This window comes from Marinobacter daepoensis DSM 16072 (assembly GCF_000421165.1).
GTDB classification, from domain to species: Bacteria; Pseudomonadota; Gammaproteobacteria; order Pseudomonadales; family Oleiphilaceae; genus Marinobacter; species Marinobacter daepoensis.
This window is the reverse complement of the sequence record NZ_ATWI01000008.1, coordinates 304864-325554: the sequence shown is the minus strand read 5'-3', so window position 1 is coordinate 325554 and position 20691 is coordinate 304864. Positions and strand designations below refer to the sequence as shown.

Here is a 20691-nt window from a genome sequence, read left to right as displayed (position 1 = left end):
ACTCAGCCCTCCGCCGCACGGCCCTTCTGGGGAAAGAGTCCCCGGGGGCATTTTTGAATGAACAGGATGATCAGCACCAGCACCATGATTTTGGCGAGGACCGCCCCCGCCCAGGGTTCCAGCAGCTGGTTGATGGTGCCCAGGGAAAGCCCGGCAATAAGGGTGCCCCAGAGATTGCCCACACCCCCGAACACCACCACCATGAACGAATCGATGATGTAGTTCTGGCCCAGGTTGGGGCCAACGTTGGTGATCTGCGACAGGGGCACGCCCGCCAGCCCGGCCACGCCGGAGCCCAGGGCGAAGGTCATGATGTCCACTTTGGTGGCTTTGATGCCCATGGAGCGGGCCATGGCGCGGTTCTGGGTAACAGCACGGACTTCCAGACCCAGGCGGGTCTTGCGCATGATCAGCATCAGCCCGGCGAATACCACCAGGGCAAAGCCGATCACGTACAGGCGGTTCAGGGTGAGCGACAACGCCTCGTTCACCATGATCGAGCCGCTCATCCACTCAGGCGTGACCACGGTGCGGTTGAGCGGAGAAATCACGGTTCGTACCAGTTGCTGCAGGATCAGGCTGATGCCGAAGGTGGCCAGCAGGGTTTCCAGCGGGCGGCCCTTCAGGTACTGGATCACGCTGCGCTCAATGGCGATGCCCGCCAGCGCCGCCACCAGGAATCCGGCCGGGATGGACAGGATCAGGGCCAGGCCGGGCTGGCCCGGGAACAGTTGCTGCATGCCCCAGGTAGTGTAGGCCCCGAGCATAATCAGCTCGCCATGGGCCATGTTTATCACGCCCATCACACCAAAGGTGATGGCCAGGCCAATGGCGGCCAGCACCAGTACCGAGCCGAGGGAGAGGCCAAAATACAGGGTCTCGGCAGCGCGGTTGAGTTTGAGTTTCTGTTCAATGCTGGCCAGGGCTTCCTCGGCCGCAGCCGCCAGCGCAGGGTCATCGCTGTTAACGGCATTATTCAGGGCGGCGCGCACGGTCGGGTTCAGGCTGCCGGACAAAGTGGCTACCGCCTCAACATCGCCCTGCTCCACCTGATAAATGGCCAGGGCATTGGTGAGCATGTCACGCACCTGGCCGTTGTCTTCCACCTGCAAACGGGCCTGGAGCTGGGTGGCCAGCGCTTCATTCACTTCGCCCAGCAGATTGCGCGCAGCATCGAGGCGTTGGCCTGGGTCGGCCACGGTCAGGTCGATCACCGAGAGGATGCCCTCGATGTCGGCCCGCAGGGCGTTGTTCACCCGCAGGCTTTGCAGATCCCGGCGCGACATTTCACCCAGGTCTTCGCCGGTCAGGGCGTCGGCGATCTGCCAGTTGCGGCCCCGGTTGTTAACCACAATTACCAGGGCACCGGTGTCTTCAATCATCGCGAGTTTGCCGTCGCGAACGGCTTCCAGCCAGCCCCGGGCGCGTTCGTCGCCGGTTTCGGAGAGGGCTTTGAGTAAGTCGGTTTTTTCAGCTTGCCCGGCTTCTACGAGCCGTTTCAGCAGCGCTTCGGGCGCATTCGTCTGCGCCTGGGCATTCGCCAGTGTGGCCCCTAGGGCCAGACAGACAGCCAATACCATCCTGGCGAGCAATCGGTGAATGCTCATGATTCATTCCTGTTGGCTTGGGAATTCGGGAGCGGTGCCGGGCAGGCTCAGGCCTGCCCGGCTGTGCCCGGTTGGAGCTTAGTTGGAGGCCACGTCAGCCGAGCCACCACCGCACTTGCCGGTGACCACGTTGAAGTTGCCGCAGCGCAGAGGCGCTCGCCAGTCACTGATCAGGTCCTTGGAACCTGGCAGGAAGTCAGACCAGGCATCGCCAGCCACGGTAGACGGGGTTTCCCAGACCACGGAGAACTGGCCGTTGTCCTGGATCTCTCCAATCAGCACCGGCTTGGTGATGTGATGGTTCGGCATCATGGTGGCGTATCCGCCGGTAAGGTTCGGTACGCTCACACCGATGATGGCGTCTTTCACTTCATCCACGTCGGTGGTGCCGGCTTTCTTCACCGCTTCCACGTAAAGGTTGAAGCCAATGTAGTGAGCTTCCATCGGGTCGTTGGTGACGGCAGCATCGTCGCCCTTGTAGGCAACCCAGGCGTCGATGAAGTCGTAGTTGGCGTCGTTATCCACGCTCATGAAGTAGTTCCAGGCGGCCAGGTGGCCCACCAGCGGCGCGGTGTCGATGCCGGAGAGCTCCTGCTCACCCACGGAGAACGCCACCACGGGAATGTCGGTGGAGGAAATGCCCTGGTTGCCCAGTTCACGGTAGAAGGGCACGTTGGCGTCGCCGTTGATGGTGGAGACCACGGCGGTCTTCTTGCCGGCGCTGCCGAACTTCTTGATGTCAGACACGATGGTCTGCCAGTCAGAGTGCCCGAAAGGCGTGTAGTTGATCAGGATGTCGCCGGCGGCCACACCCTTGTCTTTCAGGTAGGTTTCCAGAATCTTGTTGGTGGTGCGGGGGTAAACGTAATCCGTGCCCGCCAGAACCCAGCGCTCAACACCCAGATCGTTCATCAGGTAATCCACTGCAGGAATCGCCTGCTGGTTGGGCGCCGCACCGGTGTAGAACACGTTTTCAGACGATTCCTCGCCCTCGTACTGAACCGGGTAGAACAGCAGGCCGTTCAGTTCCTCTACCACCGGCAGAACGGATTTACGGGACACCGAGGTCCAGTTACCGAAGATCACGTCGACCTTTTCTTTCTCCAGCAGCTCACGGGCTTTCTCCGCGAACAGCGGCCAGTTGGAAGCCGGATCAACCACCACCGGCTCCAGCTGGCGGCCGAGTACGCCACCGGCTTCGTTCTGCTTCTCAATCAGCATCAGCATGGTGTCTTTCAGTGCGGTCTCACTGATGGCCATGGTGCCCGACAGGGAGTGGAGAATACCGACTTTGATGGGGTCTTCGGTGGCAAACGCTGTATTGACAGAACCAAGGGAGACAGACAGCGCCAATGCAGAGAGGCCCAGTTTCACGTGTTTGTTGATGCTCATGTTGTGCGTCCTTTTCATGGGTTTCGAGTCGTCAAACGCAAACAACCAATTGCACTCGCCGTTCCAAAACCCAAAAAAGGCATTAAAAAACAACAAATTAAACACATAAAGCTGAGATCAAGACACGCCTGCCATGACTTGGTGCGGCGTTTCGGGCCTCAATCCGGTGCCCCGGCTTCCGGGTCGCCCTTAATTGGTGCAACGTAACCACCTGGAAATAATGAACCCGGATTCACCAACATGCTCACAATGCTGTAGGAAATCTCTCACAAACCATCTGGCTGATATCCGATTTCACCAGATTCCGGCCCCGGTAGAATGGTCAGTGTCAGGGATGACAAGCCAGCACGGATGTTGGCTCACGGATGAAAGCTCCACGGATTCGGAGTTGCCCGATGGATCAGGGCAGCAGGGATGACAGCAAGGACGATGTGCTCAGGATGATGCGCAGCCTGAAGGATCAGGCAGGGGTCAGCCACGGAATTCTGGGACTACACGGACGGTAGTCCCGTTCCGTGCACTGGTAGCCACCACTCCCACCACCAACACTTTCTGCACCATTTCGAATCGCCAGCAACTTCAATGGGTTGTCTCGCCTGACTGTTCATAACAACGTTATTACAATCAGGAGTTCACCGATGAAACCAGCCTCATTTCTGGCCACCCTTGTTCTGTTTTTCAGCCTGCTGACCGGCACAATCGCCGTTGCCGCCGAACAACCGGCCGTCAACATCAATACCGCCGATGTAGCCACCCTGGCCTCGCTCAGTGGTGTGGGTGAAAGCAAAGCCCAGGCAATCATTGACTACCGCGAAGCCAACGGCCCTTTCGCCAGCGTTGAAGCCCTGGCCAATGTAAAAGGCATTGGCGCCCGCACCGTCGAGAAAAACGCCGACCGCATCGCTGTGAAGTAAGCCTTCGGGGCGGCGCTGCCGCCCCACCCTCTTCCCGCCTATGGCATGACGCCGTTGCCACTGCTAACCTTGCCTGCTTGATTCTCCAACCCGGCAGTTTGTGATGATTCACGGAGCACTTCTTATCGCCCTGGCGTCTTTGCTATGGGCCACAACGGGGATTGTTGCCAAGTTTCTGTTCAATGGGACGGAGCTGGAGGCCATCACCCTCGCGTTTCTGCGCCTGGTGGTGGCTCTGCCTTTCTTCTGGCTGTTCATGCGTCGGGAACAGCGTCAGCTAGCAAAACGTCACCCTGGCCAGAAGGTGCCCGGCAGCGCCTTGCGTTCGCTCAGTGGCAAGGCACTGCTCACTCTTTCGGCCCTGGGTCTGTTCCAGGCGTTTTACCAGGGCAGCTATCTGCTCGCGGTGGACCTTACCGGCGCTGGCATTGCCACGCTGATTTCTCTGTGTCTGCCACCGGTTCTGGTGGCCATTCTGGCGGCTCCGTTGCTGGGAGAGAAACCGGGGCTGCTGACGATTCTGGCCGCCATTGCCGCTATTGTGGGCACCGGCATGCTGGTCGTCAGCGACATGGATACCGCCGGCACCCTGAGACTGGCGGGTATTCTGATGGCCTTGCTGGCTGCGGCGGTGTATACCGGTTTCACCCTGACCAGCCGTTACAACTCGGCCGGCACTCCGGCCTTCACCACCGCCTTCATCTGCTTTGGTACCGCAGCACTGCTGCTGTTGCCAGTGGTAGCCGTGAGCGGCGGCTTTGCGGGGCTGGCGACCATGGAGATCCGGCACTGGCTGATGGTGCTTTACATTGGCGTGGTCCCAACCTGCATTGGCTACCTGCTGTTTTTTACCGGGATGAAAACCACTCCCGCCACGGTGTCGAGTATTGTGGTGGTGCTGGAGCCGCTGTTTATTGCCTTACTGGCCTGGCTGATTCTGGGGGAAGAACTGGGGCCGATCGGGATCGCAGGCGCGTTTATCCTGACCGTCGCGGTGATTGTGGCTTCACGTTATGGCAAGGCGCCCGGTGCCAGCCAGGAGAGCTGAGCACCGGAACACCCCGTAATCAGCCGTCCTTGCGCTGCTTCTCAAGCATGTCTGGTTGCAGGATTTCAATCCAGTAGCCGTCCGGGTCTTTGATAAAGGCCAGGCCTTTCATCTTGCCGTCGTCCGGCTTTTTCACAAACTCCACGCCCAGTTTTTCGAAGCGCTCACAGGCGGCGTAGACATCGGGTACCGCGATGCCGATATGGCCAAACCCCTGGGGCTGGTCGTTGCCATTGTGGTAGGCGAAGTCCGGGTCGTTTTCGGTGCCCCAGTTGTGGGTCAGTTCCAGCATGGCTTCGCGGCCAAATGTATAGGTGGTGCGGTGGCCGTCGTCACCGGGCACACACTGGGCCTGTTTGTCGTCCAGATAGCCAAGAAAATAGAGCGTGAATTCCATTTCCGGGAAATCCAGCTTGCGCACCAGGCGCATGCCCAGAACCCGGGTGTAAAAGTCCATGGACCGTTCCGGCGCCTTGATTCGCATCATGGTCTGGTTAAAGACATAGCCTTCGGTTTCGGGAACCGGGTCGTTGTGCAGGCCCGGGGCCTGTTCAAAATGCTTGGGCATGGAGGTTTCCCTTGTCTATTCGAGGATTCAGTTTCTCTATATGTGCCCGCCTGTACGCGTTTTCAAGGCAATGACGGCAGCCTCACGGGCTGTGCTACACTCCGGATCAGCAAAAACTTGTCTAACAACAAGACACTGAGCAGGTCGAGCTGATTATGGATTTTCAGGTACCCAATACCCTGGCCGAACAAATTGCCAATTTCCTCGCCGAGCGCATCATGACCGGTGAGATCCGCCCCGGTGAGCGCATTCAGGAGGCCACGCTGGCGTCGGAACTGCAAGTCAGCCGGGCCTCGGTCAAAGAAGCGCTCTACACTCTGGAGCGCTGGCACCTGGTGGAGATCACTCCACGCAAAGGTGCATCGGCTACCCAACTGAACGCGGACTCTGCCACCGAGCTGTACGACGTTTACCTGCACCTTCTGATTATGCTGGCCACCCGCCTGTGCGAACGCTGGCAAGAGGCCGACAGAGCTGCCATGCTCGACACCGTGGCCAAAGTCACCAGCCTGATCCGCCAGCCAGGCACCGACATCACCCGAATGGTGGAGGCCAGCTTTGACGTCATGGAAGCCTGTTGCGAGGTGGTGGGTAACCCCTACCTGACCGAAGCCCTATCCAACTTCAAGCCTGCCGTCAGCCGGGCCTATTATCTGGGGGCCGACCACTACCGTCAGGGCCTGTCCACCATCAACACGTTTTTCTCAGAGCTGCCCAAGGCGGTGCTGGCACGGGACACTGCGCAAACCTGCAGCCTGATTCAACGGTTTGCCGAACACCAGAAACGGCTGATTCGCCGGGCCCTTGGGTAAGCCACCATTGGCGACTGTTCAGGTTGTGACCAGCCTCACAGATCCTGAACAGGCCCCGACTTAAAGTAACAACGTGTAACGTTTATAACGCCGCTCTGTTTGTGTTGTCCCTGCGGCCCGTCAGTGCACCTCCGGTGCCCTGGCCTCATCAATAACAACAATTCGTCGAATGAACCGGGGCCAACATGTCTCTTTTACCTCCTCAGGGCAGAACACTGCGTGCCTGCTTGGGCCTGATTGCAGGCACTTCACTGGCGTTTCCTGCCATGGCCGAGTTCCAGGCGCTGGACGATGCAACCTTGTCAGGCGTCACCGGGCAGGCTGGTGTGACCATCGAACTGGAAACCAGGCTGACCATCGACCACCTGATCTGGACCGATGAAGGGTCTCTGGGCGTGAATGGCCTCAGGCTGTCCGGACAGAACGATACCGTGCTGGACAACATGAACCTTACCATCGACATTGCAGGCACTGGCGAGGTTCTGGAACACGGGTTCTCAGAGATTGCACGTCGGGCCAATGCCGGCCTGCTGGACACCAGCAATCCCGACGTTGCCGACGCCCTGGCAAGGTATTCGGTGGGCGGCAGCTTCGGCAGGCAGTTCGACAATGGCGATCTGGTGATTCATCTGGGGGCCAGTGACTATGGCGACCCAGCCAGCCTGACCGATTACCTGCAGGCCGTGGACTTTGAGCTGGCCATCGACAGCATTACCACTCAGGGCAGTGAGGGCAGCGCAAGCCTGTTCTCCAACATTTTGCTGCAAGGCTATCTGGGGCCTACCGACCTGGTGATCCGCAACGAAGGAAATGCCACCCGCACCCTGGCCAACGGCAACACGGTAAGCAGTTCCGAACTCCAGCTGGACACCCACTTTGAGATCAGCAACGGCAGCCTGAACTGGGACGCCGCCGACGTTATCCTGCTGTTCAACTTTGCGGCCGTGGGCATTGAAGGGCTTCAGATTCATAACCGCCGGGGTGCCGATACACTGGGCCATTTCGGCATGGCCCACGCCAGGGCCAGCCTGTCCCGTGGCACCAGTTCGGCTTCGGGTAAAGAAGGCCTGTCGGTGCATGAGGTGGAGTTCCGGGGGGACATCGATATGCCCGTGTTTCGCATGGGCGACACCAGCATCGGCTCGGTTCAGTTTACCGATTTTGCCATTACCAACACCACCCTGATGGTTTACGGGCACTAGACACCCACCGCCCGGTACACGTTACACTGCCCGCCTTCAACCGACGGGCAGATCATGACCAACAGCACTGACAGCGACTACCAGAAACGGACTTCCTGGCGCCGGCTTGCAGCCTTTGCTCTGCTGTTTCTTGCCATGACCGGGGCCGGCCTGTACGCGGTGTACGATCGCTTTGCTGGCCGCAGTTTTCAGTTTGACGACCGCCTGCTGTCCCCCACGTTACTGATCCCCGTGGCGGGCCTGCTACTGGTCTATTTCCTGGCCGACGGCCTCCGCCTGCATTACACGCTTCGGGCGCTGGGGCACCGATTGCCGCTGAACAAGATCTTCCGGCTGGTGTTCATCAATCTGTTTTTCTCCAACGTGACGCCCATGGCCACCGGCGGTGGCTTTGCCCAGATCTGGTACCTGACCCGGCACGGCGTTCCGGTGGCCCGGGCCACCGCCGCCACCACCATTCGAACGGTTCTGGCGGTGGTGTTTATTTTCACCCTGACCCCGGTTTTCCTGCTCACGCTAAAAGCGCTCGATGGTGGTCTCTGGTCTTCAGGGATTGGCACGGCCCTGGCCGTTTTTGTCTCGCTTTATCTCGGTTTTTTTGCGGTGTTACTGTTTCGGACCCGCTGGCTGATTATGCCTCTGGGCGGCCTGCTTGGGACTCTTCACCGCTTTCACCTGATCAACGCCAGCCGACACGCCCGATGGCAGTTCCGGCTGCGCCGGGAAATGCTCCGGTTTGCCCGGTGTTTCAGTGAATACCTTCGGGGGAGGCCAAAATACGTACTGCTGTCGGTGTTATTCACCGCCGTGTTCCTGCTCAGCTTGTTCAGCTTTCCGGCCCTGCTGATCCGCGGCCTGGGCTATGACGTGGATTACCTCACGACCCTGGGGCTGCTGGTGGTCACCACGTTCATCATGTATTTCTCCCCCACCCCCGGAGCGTCGGGTATCTCTGAAGGTGTTTTCGGCAGTTTCTTCCGGGATATTCTGTCTGGCAATCATCTGGTTCTGGTGACCATTGCCTGGCGGTTTCTGACCATTTATCTGGGCATGATCATCGGTTTGCTGGTGATGCAGAGGGAGTTGATCAAAAGCCACCGGAGTTCTGAATGATCCATCGTAACCCGCTCAAGGTGCTGTTTTACCTGTGTCTGGCCGTTGTCGTGGCACTGGTGGGGTACAAGGTGTACCTGAATTTTTTCAAGCAGGACTTCGAGGCCCTGCACAGCGATCAGGTGGAGCGCATTCATCAGCGCACACCGCCCGGCAACGGCATTCGCTTTGCGGTGGTGGGCAACATCAACAACTCAGTAGGTATCTTTGAGCGCCGGTTCATACCAGCGCTGAATCAGGCGGGGATCGATTTTCTGGTGTCTGCAGGCAACGCCGTCAGTGGTGGTGGCGAGGACAAATACCGGGCGCTTTATGGCACCCTGAGTCATCTGGAGACCCCCTACCTGCTGACTTTCGGGCCTCACGAATACGAAGATTTCGGAAGTTTCCGGTTCTACGACCATTTCGGCCCTCACTTTTATAGCGTCCGCACCGGCAACACACGCCTGATCTTTCTCGACAGTACCGGCAAAACGCCGTGGCGCTGGCAAATGCGCTGGCTCCGGGATTTGCTGGCCCACGATACCAGCAATGCGCATATCCTGTTCATCGGCCACCCTCTTCTGAAGCCGGAAACACCAACCCTGTTCGACGACGAAGACGACTACCTGCAACCCGCAGCCTTTCGGGAGGAGCTGATGCAGGTGATCCGGGAGCAGGATATTGACCTGGTGTTCTCGGCCAACCTGGCCCGGTACGACGAACAAGTGGTGGATGGCACCCCCTACATCACTACAGGCGGCGCCGGGGGCCTGGTGCTGAATACCGACGAGAGTTTTTACCACTACGTGGATGTGCGGGTCTCGGCGGATGGCGAAGTCGCGCATCAGATGGAGCGGCTGGAAGTGGGCCAGCATCCGGTCTGGAAGCAGCTGGAGAGCTTCTGGTTTTTCGTGTATTCCCTGTTCTACACCGGCTACCTGAATTTTATTCTGATTGTCTCGGTGTTTGCGGCTCTCACCATCAAGCTCTACCAGATTATTTTCATCGGCAAGGACTACTACCCCGACTACGATCTGGACCCGACACCCTGGCTGGAGAAGCCCTTGCGGGTGGCCATGTTCACCAACAATTATCTGCCCTTTATCGGAGGGGTACCCATTTCCATTGAACGCCTTCGGCGGGGGCTGAGGCAACTGGGTGACCCGGCACTGATTGTGGCTCCGCGATACCGGGATCAGCCGGATCAGGAGGAAGACGTTGTGCGGGTTCCGTCGCTGCTGGCGATGGGAGAGAAACGGGAGTTCCGCCTGGCCAATATTTTCCTGGCCCGTATCCGTAAAACGGTACGGGCCTTCCGGCCCGACGTTGTGCACCTTCACCATCCGTTCTGGCTCGGCAGCCTGGGGCTGTTTATTGCGCGGCAGCTCCGCATTCCCGCCATCTACACCTACCACACCCGGCTGGAGCACTATGCCCACTTCGTGCCCCTGCCCGGCATGTTGTTCAGGAACCTGATATCCCATGCGCTGATCAAGCGGTTCGCCAATCGCTGCGATGGCGTGATCGTGCCCACGTACTCCACCGAGGAGTACCTGAGGATGATCGGGGTGACCACGCCCACGTTTGTGCAGCCCACCGGGATCGAGTACGAGCAATTTCAGGCCGTGGACGCCTCAGACATCGAAGCGCTTAGAAACACACTGGGGCTGACCAACGAAAAAGTATTCATCAGCGTGGCCCGGCTCTCCAACGAAAAGAACATCGACTTCATGATTGAGGCGATTGACCGCCTGCGCCAGGAAAGCGAAGTGCCCTTCCGGTTTCTGATGATCGGCGATGGCCACCAGCGAGACCGCCTGCAACAGAAAATTGACGATCTGGCGCTCGGCTCACACTTCACCCTGGTGGGTGCGGTGCAACCGGAAGAAATGGCGCTCTGGTACACCCTGGGCGATGCGTTTCTGTTTGCCTCAAAATCCGAGACTCAGGGCATGGTGATTCTTGAAGCCATGTCTGCCGGGCTGCCCGTGGTGGCGGTGCGGTCCAGCGGCATTGAAGACGTGGTGCGGGACGGTCTGAACGGTTTCAAAACACCTGAGAACCAGTCGCGCTGGCTTCAGCGGGCCAGACAGCTTCTGGAAGACGATGACCAGTGTGAAGCGTTGTCCCGGAAGGCGCGGGCCTTTGCCGCAGATTACTCCATCGAGCAGTTTGCCCGGGACGTACACAGCATTTACGCAACCACCCTGGCTGCCCGGGCAAAACGCCGGAAAGCGTCCTCATGACGCGCCGGAGTGATCGGTTTACACTGACATAACGGAAGCGGTAACAACAACCTTACTTTTGTGTTCTGGAGACGCCTGTGAGCGGTATACCGGTTGGCATCAGTACTTGCCTGTTGGGCAAGCAAGTTCGTCACGACGGCGGCCACAAGCATTCCCGCTACTGCACTCAGGTGCTGGCGAAGCATTTCGAGTTCCGGTCGATCTGCCCGGAGCTTGAAGCCGGTCTCGGCGTTCCACGCCCGGCCATTCAGCTGCGTGAGTTTGCCGATGGGCTGCACCTGATTGAATCCAAAGGCCAGGATGATCACACCGGGGCCATGCAGACGTTTATCACCACGGTGCTGCCGTCGCTGGCCAGTCTGCGCGGCTACATTCTGATGGCGAAGTCACCCAGTTGCGGCATGGAGCGCATCAAGGTGCACAATGCCGAAGGCAATTTCATGCACCGGGATGGCCGGGGCCTGTTTGCCGACGCCCTGATGAAAGCCTATCCGCTGATGCCGGTGGAAGAAGAAGGCCGCCTGCACGATGACATGCTGCGGGAAAACTTCATTGAACGGGTGTTCGCCTACGACGACTGGATGCAGAATGTGGCGGGCGAGAACCTTGCCAAGCAGGCTCTGATCGATTTTCACACCCGTCATAAGTTCACGTTGCTGGCCCACTCAGAAAAGATTTACCGGCAACTGGGCCCGCTGTTAGGCGACCTCAAATCTGAGCCGCTGGAGCAGATTGCCGACCGTTACATCCATCAGTTCATGGAAGCCATGACCCAGCGGGTCAGCCGGGGTTCCCACGTGAATGCCATGCAACACTTGCTGGGCTTTCTGAAAGAGGGCATGTCAGCCGAGGAGAAAACCGTTCTGCTGGAGCAGATTGAGGCCTATCGCCGTGGGGAGATACCCTTGGTGGTGCCGATGACACTGCTGCGTCTGGCCCAGCGCAAAGAGCCGGTGGATTACCTGCACTCCCAGAAATACCTGACCCCCTACCCGGATGAGCTGGGCCTGAGAAACAACGTCTAGCCCGGGCACAAAAAAAGGGCAGAGAAAAACTCTGCCCTTTTTTTCTGGCCCCGGACCCGGTCAGAAGCCGTACAGCAACGACAACGAGGTTTCCGTGTCGGTCTCTTCCGTGCCTGCCGGCGCGTCTGAGACATGTTTCACCCGGAACGCGGCTTTCATGGACAAAGAGCCCACAATGCTGGTCTGGAGTGAGGTTTCAGACTGGCTGACCGTATTGTTGTCTTCCAACCCGATTTCGGTGCTCAGTTTCTGGCGAAACAGCGCCGTTTCCGACAAGGCGTAGTCAAAGTGCGCCGCCAGTCTGGCGATAGCTTCGTCCTCTGCGTCGTCACCGTCGTCGTTCAACTCTTCCAGTTTGTTGTACCGATAACCGCCGCCAATCGACAAGTCCAGAAAGGAACGGTCGCCGGATTGCCACACCCGGTTGCCATAACCGGTCGAGACCGACGACTCGAAGTCATAGCCGGAGAACCGGTCGTCTTCCCAGGCTCCACGGACATACCAGTACTGGTTGTCGTCAAACTTATAGTCGGCTTCCAGCGCTGCCTGGTACTCTTCGGCCGTCGTTTCGCTGTCGGCCTTGGTGTAACGGGAGCTGAATTCACCGGTGTTCCGCCAGGTGACTGTTTCGTGCTTGAGGCCAAGCCGACCGTTCACCTTGGTTTCCTCGGTGTTGCCAGAGGTCACCAGAATCCCCAGTTCAGCCTCGCCTTCCAGGTTGCCGCTTTCCTGTGCCCAGGCCATAGGCGCAAAAGCCAGGCAAGCGATCACCAACGGTTTTCGGATATACATACTGTCTCCTTGATAGGGGCGGGATGTCAGCGTGAAGCGGATCCTCTCGCCTTTTCCCCCTCCAGACTTCTGCGCGCCTGAGCTTCTCGTTCCGCCTTCTTTCGGGCTTTTCGCTCAGCAATAACCCGGGCGGCTTCGCCGCCAACGTGTTCTTCGCCCCGCTCCCGGGCCAGTTGCATCTGGCGTTCACGCTCCTTGAAGCGGGCTTTCTGTTCTTCGGTGAGGCTGTCGATACACTGGTGACAACTCACCCCTTGCTCGTATTCCGGGCGCTGCTTGTCCGCCTCGGTGATCGGCCGTCGACAAGCGTGACACTGATCGTAATCACCGCGCTCCAGGTCGTGGTTAACGGTAACCCGGTCATCAAAAACAAAGCATTCGCCCTGCCATAAGCTCTGCTCCCGGGGCACGTCTTCCAGGTATTTCAGGATGCCGCCCTTGAGGTGATACACCTCTTCAAAACCCTGCTCTTTCAGGTACGCCGTGGATTTTTCACAACGGATTCCACCGGTACAGAACATGGCGACCTTTTTGTGTTTCTGCGGGTCAAGGTTCTGTTTCACATACTCTGGAAATTCCCGGAAGGTGTCTGTGGCCGGGTTGACGGCATTTTTGAAGGTACCGATCTCCACCTCGTACTGATTGCGGGTATCCACAAGAAGAACGTCCGGGTCTGAGATCAGGTCGTTCCAGGCCTGCGGTTCTACATACGTGCCCACCACCCGTTTCGGGTCAATGCCTTCAACACCCATGGTGACAATCTCTTTTTTGAGTTTCACCTTGGTGCGTTTGAATGGCTGCAGGTCGACAAACGACTCTTTGTAGTCGATGCCGTTAAATCGCTCGTCTTTCCCAATCCACGCTTTGACCGCGTCGATGCCAGCCCGGCTGCCGGCGATGGTGCCGTTGATGCCTTCACGCGCCAGCAGCAGGGTACCGTGCACGCCTTTGGCGAGCATCAGGTTGAGAAGGGGCTGGCGCAGTTCTTTGTAATCATTGAGGACTGCGAACTTGTACAGTGCGCAGACGACGATTTCGTTGCTCATGGGGTTCTCCTGCGGGCCGGATCGTAAATCCGGAGCATGATTTGATGTTTGTCACGACCGGTTGGCGTGAGGTGGCAAAGTTTAACGAACTTGGCTTTGGGTGCAAGTTGGGGATAGGCGCAATCTTTTTGAAAGACCATCCCCAGCCGTCAACGCTTGGTGCTTATAGCCTTTGATCAGTTATTTGCCTTTGCGAGCTCCCGTTCAACAACCGCCGACAACTGCCCCCAGCCGGGGCGGGTCAGCGGAATATTGTCGACCATCACCGTCGGCGTGCTGGCCACGCGAAGCTGCATCGCTACCTGAAGGCTCTGCTCAACGGCTTCCCTGTGCAGTTCGGTGTCCATGCAGCGGCGGAACCGGCGCTCTTCCAGGCCAAGGTTGCTGGCATAGCGGGTAAAGGTAGCAGCCGGATCATTCGAGCCACTCCATTCGCCCTGAGCGGCGTACAGTTTGTCGTGCATGGCCCAGTACTGATTCTGATCACCCGCGCAGCGAGCGGCCTGGGCCGCTGGCATAGCGTTGGGGTGCTGGCGCAACGGCAGGTCGAAGTACACGAAGCGTACCTTGCCCTCGCTCACGTACTCGTCTTTCAGGCGTTTACTGGCATCGGCAAAGGTTGCGCAGGCCGGACACTGGAAATCTGCGAATTCACGAACCACCACCGGTGCGTCGGCTGGCCCCACCGACACTCCGAACTGGTCCAGCATGGCCGGGAACTCGTCAGCATTTGGCGCGGCCACCGGGAGGTCATCCGAGCCGGGAGCCGGTGGTTTGGTGGCAACATACAGGCCAGCAACCACCACCACGGCGATGACAACGGCCAGCAGGATAATCAGGGGTTTGCGGCCCTGAGGGCTGCGCGGAGAGGGGGCTCCGGTCTGTTTGCGTCGTTTTGCTTCACCCATGATGGGCTCCTTTTAGTTGTACGTTCACCCGTTCGAGCGATTTCACACGGTGGTTCAGGCAGGCTAAGATCCCCTATATCCTGAAAAAGTTCCAATAAAAATCAAGGACTCAACATGCCAATTCCCGCACAACTCAGTAAAACCCTTCGGCTTCCGTTGATTGCCGCCCCCATGTTTCTGATTTCGTCGCCCAGGCTGGCGCTGGCCTGCTGCAAGGCGGGCATTGTCGGCAGCTTCCCGGCCCTGAACCAACGCAGTAGCGACGGCTTTGAGCAATGGCTGGTGCAAATGAACGACGAACTCGCCAACTGGCAGCAACGCCACCCGGCCAAGGTTACCGCTCCCTACGCCGTAAACCTGGTGGTACACCGCACCAACCCGCGCTGGCAGCCGGACCTGGAACTGTGCGTAAAGCATCAGGTTCCGATTGTGATCACCTCCCTCGGTGCCGCCAGCCAGGTGGTAGACGCGGTGCACAGCTACGGAGGGCTGGTATTTCATGACGTCACCAACCAGAAACACGCCCGAAAAGCCGCAGAAGCCGGGGTTGATGGCATTATCGCGGTCAGCGCTGGCGCGGGTGGCCATGCCGGCACAACCAATCCGTTTGTGCTGGTGCATGAAATTCGTGAGGTGTTTGACGGTGCCATTCTGCTGGCCGGTGGGTTATCCCACGGTGAGGATGTGCTGGCCGCACAGGCACTCGGCGCCGACCTGGCGTATATGGGCACCCGGTTTATCAACACCGAGGAATCGGAGGCCGAAGACGCCTACCGGAACATGATCATTGAGGCGGTTTCCGCCGATATCATTCATACCCCGGCGGTGTCTGGCGTGCCTGCCAGCTTCATGCGCCAGAGCCTGGAGGCGGCCGGGTTTGATATGCAGGCACTGGGCAAGGCCGGCGATGTGAATTATGGCGAGAAGCTCAAGCCCATGGACGATGAGGCCAAGGCCTGGAAAACCGTGTGGTCTGCTGGCCAGGGCGTCAGCCAGATTCACGATGTGGTGAGTGTGGAAGCGCTGGTAAATCGGCTAATGGAGGAGTACCAGTCGGCCCGTTCACGGTTGCTCTGAGGGCACTGGTTCTGGAATCTGGCGGGCGAACGCCGCCAGTTCCGGAAAGAACGCCAGAAAATGCGCCTCCAGTTCTTCTTCGTGGTCGCGAATTTCGTCGATGATGCCGGTAAACCGGTTGGCATACCGGATTCGGCCCGCCACCCGGTCCAGGGCATAGCCGATGTTGTCCAGGTTCTGATAAGCCCCGAACCAGTCGTGCTCCACCATGTGCCGAGTGGCCGTTACCATGGCGTCGGGCATCAGGGGCTGATGGGTTCTGAGTTCCTGGTACACCGTCTGAATGAACGCCGCCCGGTTTCGGGTTGTGAAACGGTGCCAGTGCCGAAGCAGAAAGTGGTCGTACAGCACGTCCAGAGCGACGCCGGCAAACCGCCGACGCTGTTCTGAAAACAAACGCTTACTGGCCAGCACCCGGGGGTGCCGGTCGGTGAAGACATCCACCGCCAGATGGTGCCGAATCCCAACCACAACGGGTGACGGCAACCCGGACCAGTCCAGGCCCCGGGTAAAATCCCCAAGAATACTGCCCACACGAGCCTCGGCGGAATCCGGGGCGAGGAAGGTGTGGGCCAGATGGTTCATGGTTCAGTCGTCGTTTTCCCAGTCGATGCTCTCAGCCGTGTAAACGCCGGGGTTCAGCTCGTTGTATTCCACTTCCAGTATAACCGGCTGGTCGGACTCGTGAGCTTCGATGATCTCGTCCCGGCTGTGATCACCAAAATCAGTCTCGATGGTTGTCTGAACAGGCACGCCCAGCACGGTGAACACCGTTCCCTGGATCTCAGTCAGCATCCCCTCAAGCTCAAATTCCCGCTCGGTCACTGGCGTAGTGTCTTCCTCGTTGCGCTCCACCTTGATCGCCTCAAGTACCACCAAGTCTGCGCTGAGCTGCTTTTCAATGCCTTCCACTTCCAGTTGGTAGTTTCCGTTCAGATCGGCCAGTTTCAGGCGCTGGTCTGTCTCGTCGTCGGTGATGGTGGTCAGCGGCGTCACCTGCACCAGCACCCCTCCCACCCGGAAGGTCTGGTCACTGGGGTTGAGGGTGTTGACGTCGATGACGCCCTCCACCGAGGCGTTACCATCCCGGGCTTCGATTTCTTCCGCCAGCACCGAACCATTGGCCTGGAACTCGCCCTCCACCTGGATCAGCAGGCCTGCCTGCAGGTCAGTGGCCACCAGGCCGTCGTCAAACTCGGTGTTGTTATCAATGGTCACCTGCAGACCATTGATCCGGAACGTCCGGTTTGCCGCGTTGTAGCCTTCGCCCACCGGCCCGGCGAATTCAATGTCATCGCCGGAGCCGCGGCGGTAGCGACGAATGTCTCCCTCCGCCAGTTCCGCGGCCACCAACGTGCCATCGGGCTGCTCTTCACCTTCCACTTCCACCAGCAGGAGATCGGCCAGATCGTCTTCCTCCAGGCCTTCGCCAAAGGAGAGATCGCTGTATGTCACTTTCTGTCCGTTAATGGTGAATGCCCGGTTTTCGCGGTCCAGAGAGCCCTGGTCAATCCGGCCTTCGATTTCGACCTTGTCTTCTCCGGTCGGGATCTGGTCCGCCGGAATAACACCGATGAAGCTTGCCCGGTACGTTCCGTCTGGCTGGCGCCAGGCGCTGACCCGCACAAACTGTTCGTTGGCCAGGCTCTGGAGAGTCGCACCATTCAGTACCGTCTGTTTGTCGGCAACCACGGTCTGGCCGTAGATGGTGAAGGTCACGCTTTCGACCGCACTGGCGTCCAGCCCCGACACAGGACCACGGAAGGTATCGTCGTATTCCACCGACTCGGCGTCGCCCCGGCCATCGTCTCGCCATTCGCCGTCAATGCGCAGGATCATGCCTTCTTTCAGCTGGTCCTCACGCTCAATGCCGTCGTCGCTGACCACCTGCCCGTCGGTCTCGAATTTCACGCCGTTGACAAACACACTGCCAAACCCGGACACCGGCCCAACGCTGGAGCCCGTGCCGCGAATACCGCCATCCGCAATGCCGACACCACCGCCGCCACCGCCTCCGCAGGCGCTGAGAATACCCAAAGCCAACGGCGCCGCCGCAAGTTTGAGGGCTTTTTGAAGAGTTACCACTTTGGACATCATCGTCTCCCGCAGGCCGTCCCGGCCCGCCGCATATCATCAGGTATCGTTATGGCGCCGACGTAAGGTATCGACATCGGAAAAATCATCGTAGCTGCCGTAATCGTTACAGCCTTTGTCTCCTCTGGGAGCATAAGCGCTGCGTTTTAACAGAACATGACCACTGTCCAGCGATTCCACAATGCCTTTACGAAGCAGTTCGCCAAGCACAACGCCGGGAACCAGGTCCGGGTTGGTGACTTCCACCAGGTCTGCAAAAGAATCGGGATCATGAGGTGTGGACGGGAGCATCCGCGGATGGTGCTGTTCGTCCAGAAAATCGTTGCACCGGAGCCACTGGCTAACAACCTGTCGCGCCCCGGAGGAGAGTAGCATACTAACGAGTTCAGTGGGCTGCCAACGCCCAGGTTGTCCGGCCGTGACTGTGAGAACCATTATTGATCGTCTCCGCTTTTGTTCGCCAGTATCGGCTCTTCAAAATAGAAGATGCTGACACCGGTTCTGACCGATTCACCATCATCCTCCTGGCCGGATACGCTCCGGTCATGAGGCCCAAGCCAGCTGTCCAGTTCTTCCAACAGTGCCTGAGACTGCTCTGCGGCTCGCTCGCGCCACTCATCCAGCACCTCAGGTGGAATGCCGTTATAGGTCAGTGTTCGCTGAAACAGCGGCTGCTGCCCGTTTTCCCGGCTCGCCAGATTGTAATCGATAGTGTCCACAAGATCCGATACGTCTTCTCCGAAGATCTGGAGCATTTCTTCACTGTCTCCGGCCGGTACATAAGCTCGCTGCTTCAGTACCAGCAAACCGCTCTCGGCCTCAACAGCAACCACCCCCACCCGTTGCAGTTCATCCAGAATGGCGCGTGGTGTCATATCTCCACTGTATTTCCGGACCAGCTCACTGAAACTGTTTTGCCCTTCAAAGGCAAGTACGGCAGGTTGTCCATCAGGCGCCTGAAAGGTGTCATCGTGAACCCAGCCTGAGACCACCCGGGACGCCCTGTTGGCGTGGGAGGTGCGCTCACTTACCGGGCTGTCACCAGCGAGGATCTCCCGCTGCTTGCGCACTTCTTTACGGGTCAGGCCGGTCATGACGGCTGCGCGGGAATCGGTGGGTTTGCGGCGACCATCCGCAAAATCTTCAAAGGCAGCTTCCACGTAGGCCCGTTTGACCAACTCGGAAAACTCACTGAATGGGATACCGTTACGCAGCAACAATCTGGCCATCGGGCGCAGAATGCGGAACAGCGCTTGGTGCAGGCGATTGGGCTTGGTATCAGTCATGTTTGGGATTGTATTCCCAGTTAGCCCCGAAAAACCAGACATGGGCCGCCCTCAATTCCGGCGGCCCATGTCGGCTGGTGCTTAATTGTCGATAGATTCCGTCAGTTGGTACTCGCCGCCGGCCGTTTTGTTGTACTCCACTTCGGCTTCGTCACCCACCTTGATGCCTGTCACGCTGTAGCCGTTGAGCAGGATTTCCAGGTTCATAAAGGTCACCGACGTATCGGAGATAGCGTCCACCCGTGCTTCCAGTTCGAAGTTGTCATCGTCGTCGCCATCTTCGCGCTCAACGGTGAAAGCTTCCAGATAATCAGCACGCTGACGGCCTTCCACTTCTACAAAGTCACCAACCGCGAAGGCGTTGATGTCGTCGACACGGTCGCGACGGTCGTCATCACTGTCGTCATCGTCGATCAGGGTGCTGGCGGTAAGCTGAACCTTGACGCCACTGACCATCAGGATTTCATTGGTCAGGTCGATCTGCTCGATCACGCCGTCGAGTTCGGCATCGCCGTCACGACCTTCGATTTCCTCGGCCTCCAGAGTGTTGTTGCGGAAGTCGCCTTCGACTTTCACGAACACACCGTTCTCCAGGCTACCGGCACTGATGTCGTCGTATTCGGTATCCGCCATCAGCTTAACCAGTACACCATTGATGCGGAAGGTTCCGGCCGCGGCATCAAAATCGTAGATATCACCTGAGATTTCGACGTCGTCGTTGTCGTCAAAGAAGTCGTCTTCTTCATCGATCTCCAGGGCGATCAAGGTATCGCCGGCACCATTGAGTTCACCTTCAACCTCAACCCCCAGACCGTTCTTGAGCTGGTCCAGGCTGAAGTCGTCGTCGGCAACCGCGCTGGTGTAATCCACCTTGAAGCCATTGATGGTAAAGGTCTGAGCTACCGCATCCAGATTCTGTACCACGCCTTCCAGTTCGGCTTCGTTCATATCACCGAAATCCGATCCCACCAGCCGGGCGCCCACGTAACTGGCCCGGAACGTGCCATCGTCCAGTCGCCAGCCGCTGACACGGACATTGTAACCAGCGGGGTTGGCTGCCAGCTGCTCCGGCGTTGCGCCACGGAAAACGGTCTGGTTGGTCAGGGCGATGGTCTGGCCCAGCATCTGCAGCTGGCCGGTCGAGGCAACCGCATCCCAGCTTGCAGAGGCCAGGGGGCCACGGAGCGTATCGTCGTAGGAAATCGCGTCTGCACGCCCTTCCCCGCGATCATCCCAGTCACCCTTGATTTTCAGAACCATGCCTTTTTCAAGCTGGTCTTCACGGCTGATGCCGTCGTCGCTGTTCACACTGCCATCGGTTTTAAAGCGGGTGCCGTTGACATACACACTGCCGAAACCGGTGACAGCGCCAACGCTGGTGCCTTCATTGTTTGCACTGGTGTTGCTGGAGCCGGAAGACCCGGATCCACCGCCGCCGCAGGCGGTCAGACCGCCAACCAGTGTGCCGACCATTACCAACTGAATCGCTTTAGAAAGTCCGTTACGTTTCATCTTCCATCTCCAGGCTGCTTACACAATCCGACGCATTTTTCCTGCGCCATTTCATTTTTGGGATAAT

At 58.6% G+C, this 20691-nt stretch carries 19 protein-coding genes; 8 read left to right on the top strand and 11 right to left on the bottom strand.

The window, feature by feature from the left end:
- Window positions 1-2 precede the first annotated feature (2 nt).
- Together urtB and urtA are read right to left on the bottom strand one after the other, a co-directional pair.
- Complete coding sequence (gene urtB / locus K325_RS0102025) at window positions 3-1607, bottom strand: urea ABC transporter permease subunit UrtB (RefSeq protein ID WP_029652584.1); 1605 nt, start codon at window positions 1605-1607, stop codon at window positions 3-5.
- Between the two features lie 78 nt (window positions 1608-1685).
- Window positions 1686-2999, bottom strand: coding sequence for an urea ABC transporter substrate-binding protein (gene urtA / locus K325_RS0102020; RefSeq protein ID WP_029652583.1), 1314 nt, complete (start codon window positions 2997-2999; stop codon window positions 1686-1688).
- Window positions 3000-3637: 638 nt separating this feature from the next.
- Between urtA and K325_RS0102010 the strand changes: the two genes are divergently transcribed.
- Together K325_RS0102010 and K325_RS0102005 are read left to right on the top strand one after the other, a co-directional pair.
- On the top strand, window positions 3638-3913 hold the full coding sequence (locus K325_RS0102010; protein ID WP_029652582.1) for a ComEA family DNA-binding protein: 276 nt from the start codon (window positions 3638-3640) through the stop codon (window positions 3911-3913).
- A 103-nt stretch (window positions 3914-4016) separates the two neighbouring features.
- Entirely contained in the window at window positions 4017-4961 is a 945-nt protein-coding gene (locus K325_RS0102005; protein ID WP_029652581.1) for a DMT family transporter, read from the top strand.
- A 19-nt stretch (window positions 4962-4980) separates the two neighbouring features.
- On the opposite strand, the gene gloA is transcribed toward K325_RS0102005, so the two are convergent.
- Window positions 4981-5529 (bottom strand): lactoylglutathione lyase, encoded by a 549-nt coding sequence (gloA, locus tag K325_RS0102000; protein WP_029652580.1) that lies wholly within the window; start codon window positions 5527-5529, stop codon window positions 4981-4983.
- Window positions 5530-5684: 155 nt separating this feature from the next.
- Here gloA and K325_RS0101995 point away from each other — a divergent pair, with 155 nt between their 5' ends.
- The 5 genes from K325_RS0101995 to K325_RS0101975 all read left to right on the top strand — a co-directional run bounded on the left by K325_RS0101995 (window position 5685) and on the right by K325_RS0101975 (window position 11909).
- A complete protein-coding gene (locus K325_RS0101995; protein ID WP_029652579.1) occupies window positions 5685-6341 on the top strand; it encodes a GntR family transcriptional regulator in 657 nt (218 codons plus the stop codon).
- A gap of 185 nt (window positions 6342-6526) precedes the next feature.
- Window positions 6527-7543, top strand: coding sequence for a DUF6160 family protein (locus K325_RS0101990; protein WP_029652578.1), 1017 nt, complete (start codon window positions 6527-6529; stop codon window positions 7541-7543).
- Window positions 7544-7597: 54 nt separating this feature from the next.
- A complete protein-coding gene (locus K325_RS0101985; protein WP_029652577.1) occupies window positions 7598-8656 on the top strand; it encodes a lysylphosphatidylglycerol synthase transmembrane domain-containing protein in 1059 nt (352 codons plus the stop codon).
- Window positions 8653-10884: a glycosyltransferase gene (locus K325_RS0101980; protein ID WP_029652576.1), complete on the top strand. Its 2232-nt coding sequence runs from the start codon at window positions 8653-8655 to the stop codon at window positions 10882-10884. Before K325_RS0101985 ends, K325_RS0101980 begins: the two co-directional genes overlap by 4 nt.
- 77 nt (window positions 10885-10961) lie before the next feature.
- Entirely contained in the window at window positions 10962-11909 is a 948-nt protein-coding gene (locus K325_RS0101975; RefSeq protein WP_029652575.1) for a YbgA family protein, read from the top strand.
- 60 nt (window positions 11910-11969) lie between these two features.
- Here K325_RS0101975 and K325_RS0101970 read toward each other — a convergent pair whose 3' ends face one another.
- The 3 genes from K325_RS0101970 to K325_RS0101955 all read right to left on the bottom strand — a co-directional run bounded on the left by K325_RS0101970 (window position 11970) and on the right by K325_RS0101955 (window position 14655).
- Entirely contained in the window at window positions 11970-12701 is a 732-nt protein-coding gene (locus tag K325_RS0101970) for a DUF481 domain-containing protein (RefSeq protein ID WP_029652574.1), read from the bottom strand.
- Between the two features lie 26 nt (window positions 12702-12727).
- Window positions 12728-13747 (bottom strand): oxygen-dependent tRNA uridine(34) hydroxylase TrhO, encoded by a 1020-nt coding sequence (trhO, locus tag K325_RS0101965; protein ID WP_029652573.1) that lies wholly within the window; start codon window positions 13745-13747, stop codon window positions 12728-12730.
- 176 nt (window positions 13748-13923) lie between these two features.
- Window positions 13924-14655 carry a DsbA family protein gene (locus tag K325_RS0101955; protein ID WP_029652572.1) on the bottom strand — a complete coding sequence of 244 codons (732 nt, stop codon included), beginning with the start codon at window positions 14653-14655 and terminating at the stop codon, window positions 13924-13926.
- A 114-nt stretch (window positions 14656-14769) separates the two neighbouring features.
- Between K325_RS0101955 and K325_RS0101950 the strand changes: the two genes are divergently transcribed.
- On the top strand, window positions 14770-15732 hold the full coding sequence (locus K325_RS0101950) for an NAD(P)H-dependent flavin oxidoreductase (RefSeq protein WP_029652571.1): 963 nt from the start codon (window positions 14770-14772) through the stop codon (window positions 15730-15732).
- On the opposite strand, the gene K325_RS0101945 is transcribed toward K325_RS0101950, so the two are convergent.
- The 5 genes from K325_RS0101945 to K325_RS0101925 form a co-directional block, all read right to left on the bottom strand.
- Window positions 15718-16317, bottom strand: a complete 600-nt coding sequence (locus tag K325_RS0101945) for an acyl carrier protein phosphodiesterase (protein WP_029652570.1) — start codon at window positions 16315-16317, stop codon at window positions 15718-15720. The genes K325_RS0101950 and K325_RS0101945 overlap by 15 nt on opposite strands.
- A 3-nt stretch (window positions 16318-16320) precedes the next feature.
- On the bottom strand, window positions 16321-17826 hold the full coding sequence (locus K325_RS0101940) for a DUF5666 domain-containing protein (protein ID WP_051146529.1): 1506 nt from the start codon (window positions 17824-17826) through the stop codon (window positions 16321-16323).
- Window positions 17827-17865: 39 nt separating this feature from the next.
- Complete coding sequence (locus tag K325_RS0101935) at window positions 17866-18201, bottom strand: DUF6502 family protein (protein ID WP_228128368.1); 336 nt, start codon at window positions 18199-18201, stop codon at window positions 17866-17868.
- Between the two features lie 59 nt (window positions 18202-18260).
- Window positions 18261-19112 (bottom strand): DUF6502 family protein, encoded by an 852-nt coding sequence (locus K325_RS0101930; RefSeq protein ID WP_029652567.1) that lies wholly within the window; start codon window positions 19110-19112, stop codon window positions 18261-18263.
- Window positions 19113-19193: 81 nt separating this feature from the next.
- The gene (locus K325_RS0101925) at window positions 19194-20624 is read right to left on the bottom strand and encodes a DUF5666 domain-containing protein (protein WP_029652566.1); all 1431 of its coding nucleotides are present in this window, start codon (window positions 20622-20624) and stop codon (window positions 19194-19196) included.
- Window positions 20625-20691 lie beyond the last annotated feature (67 nt).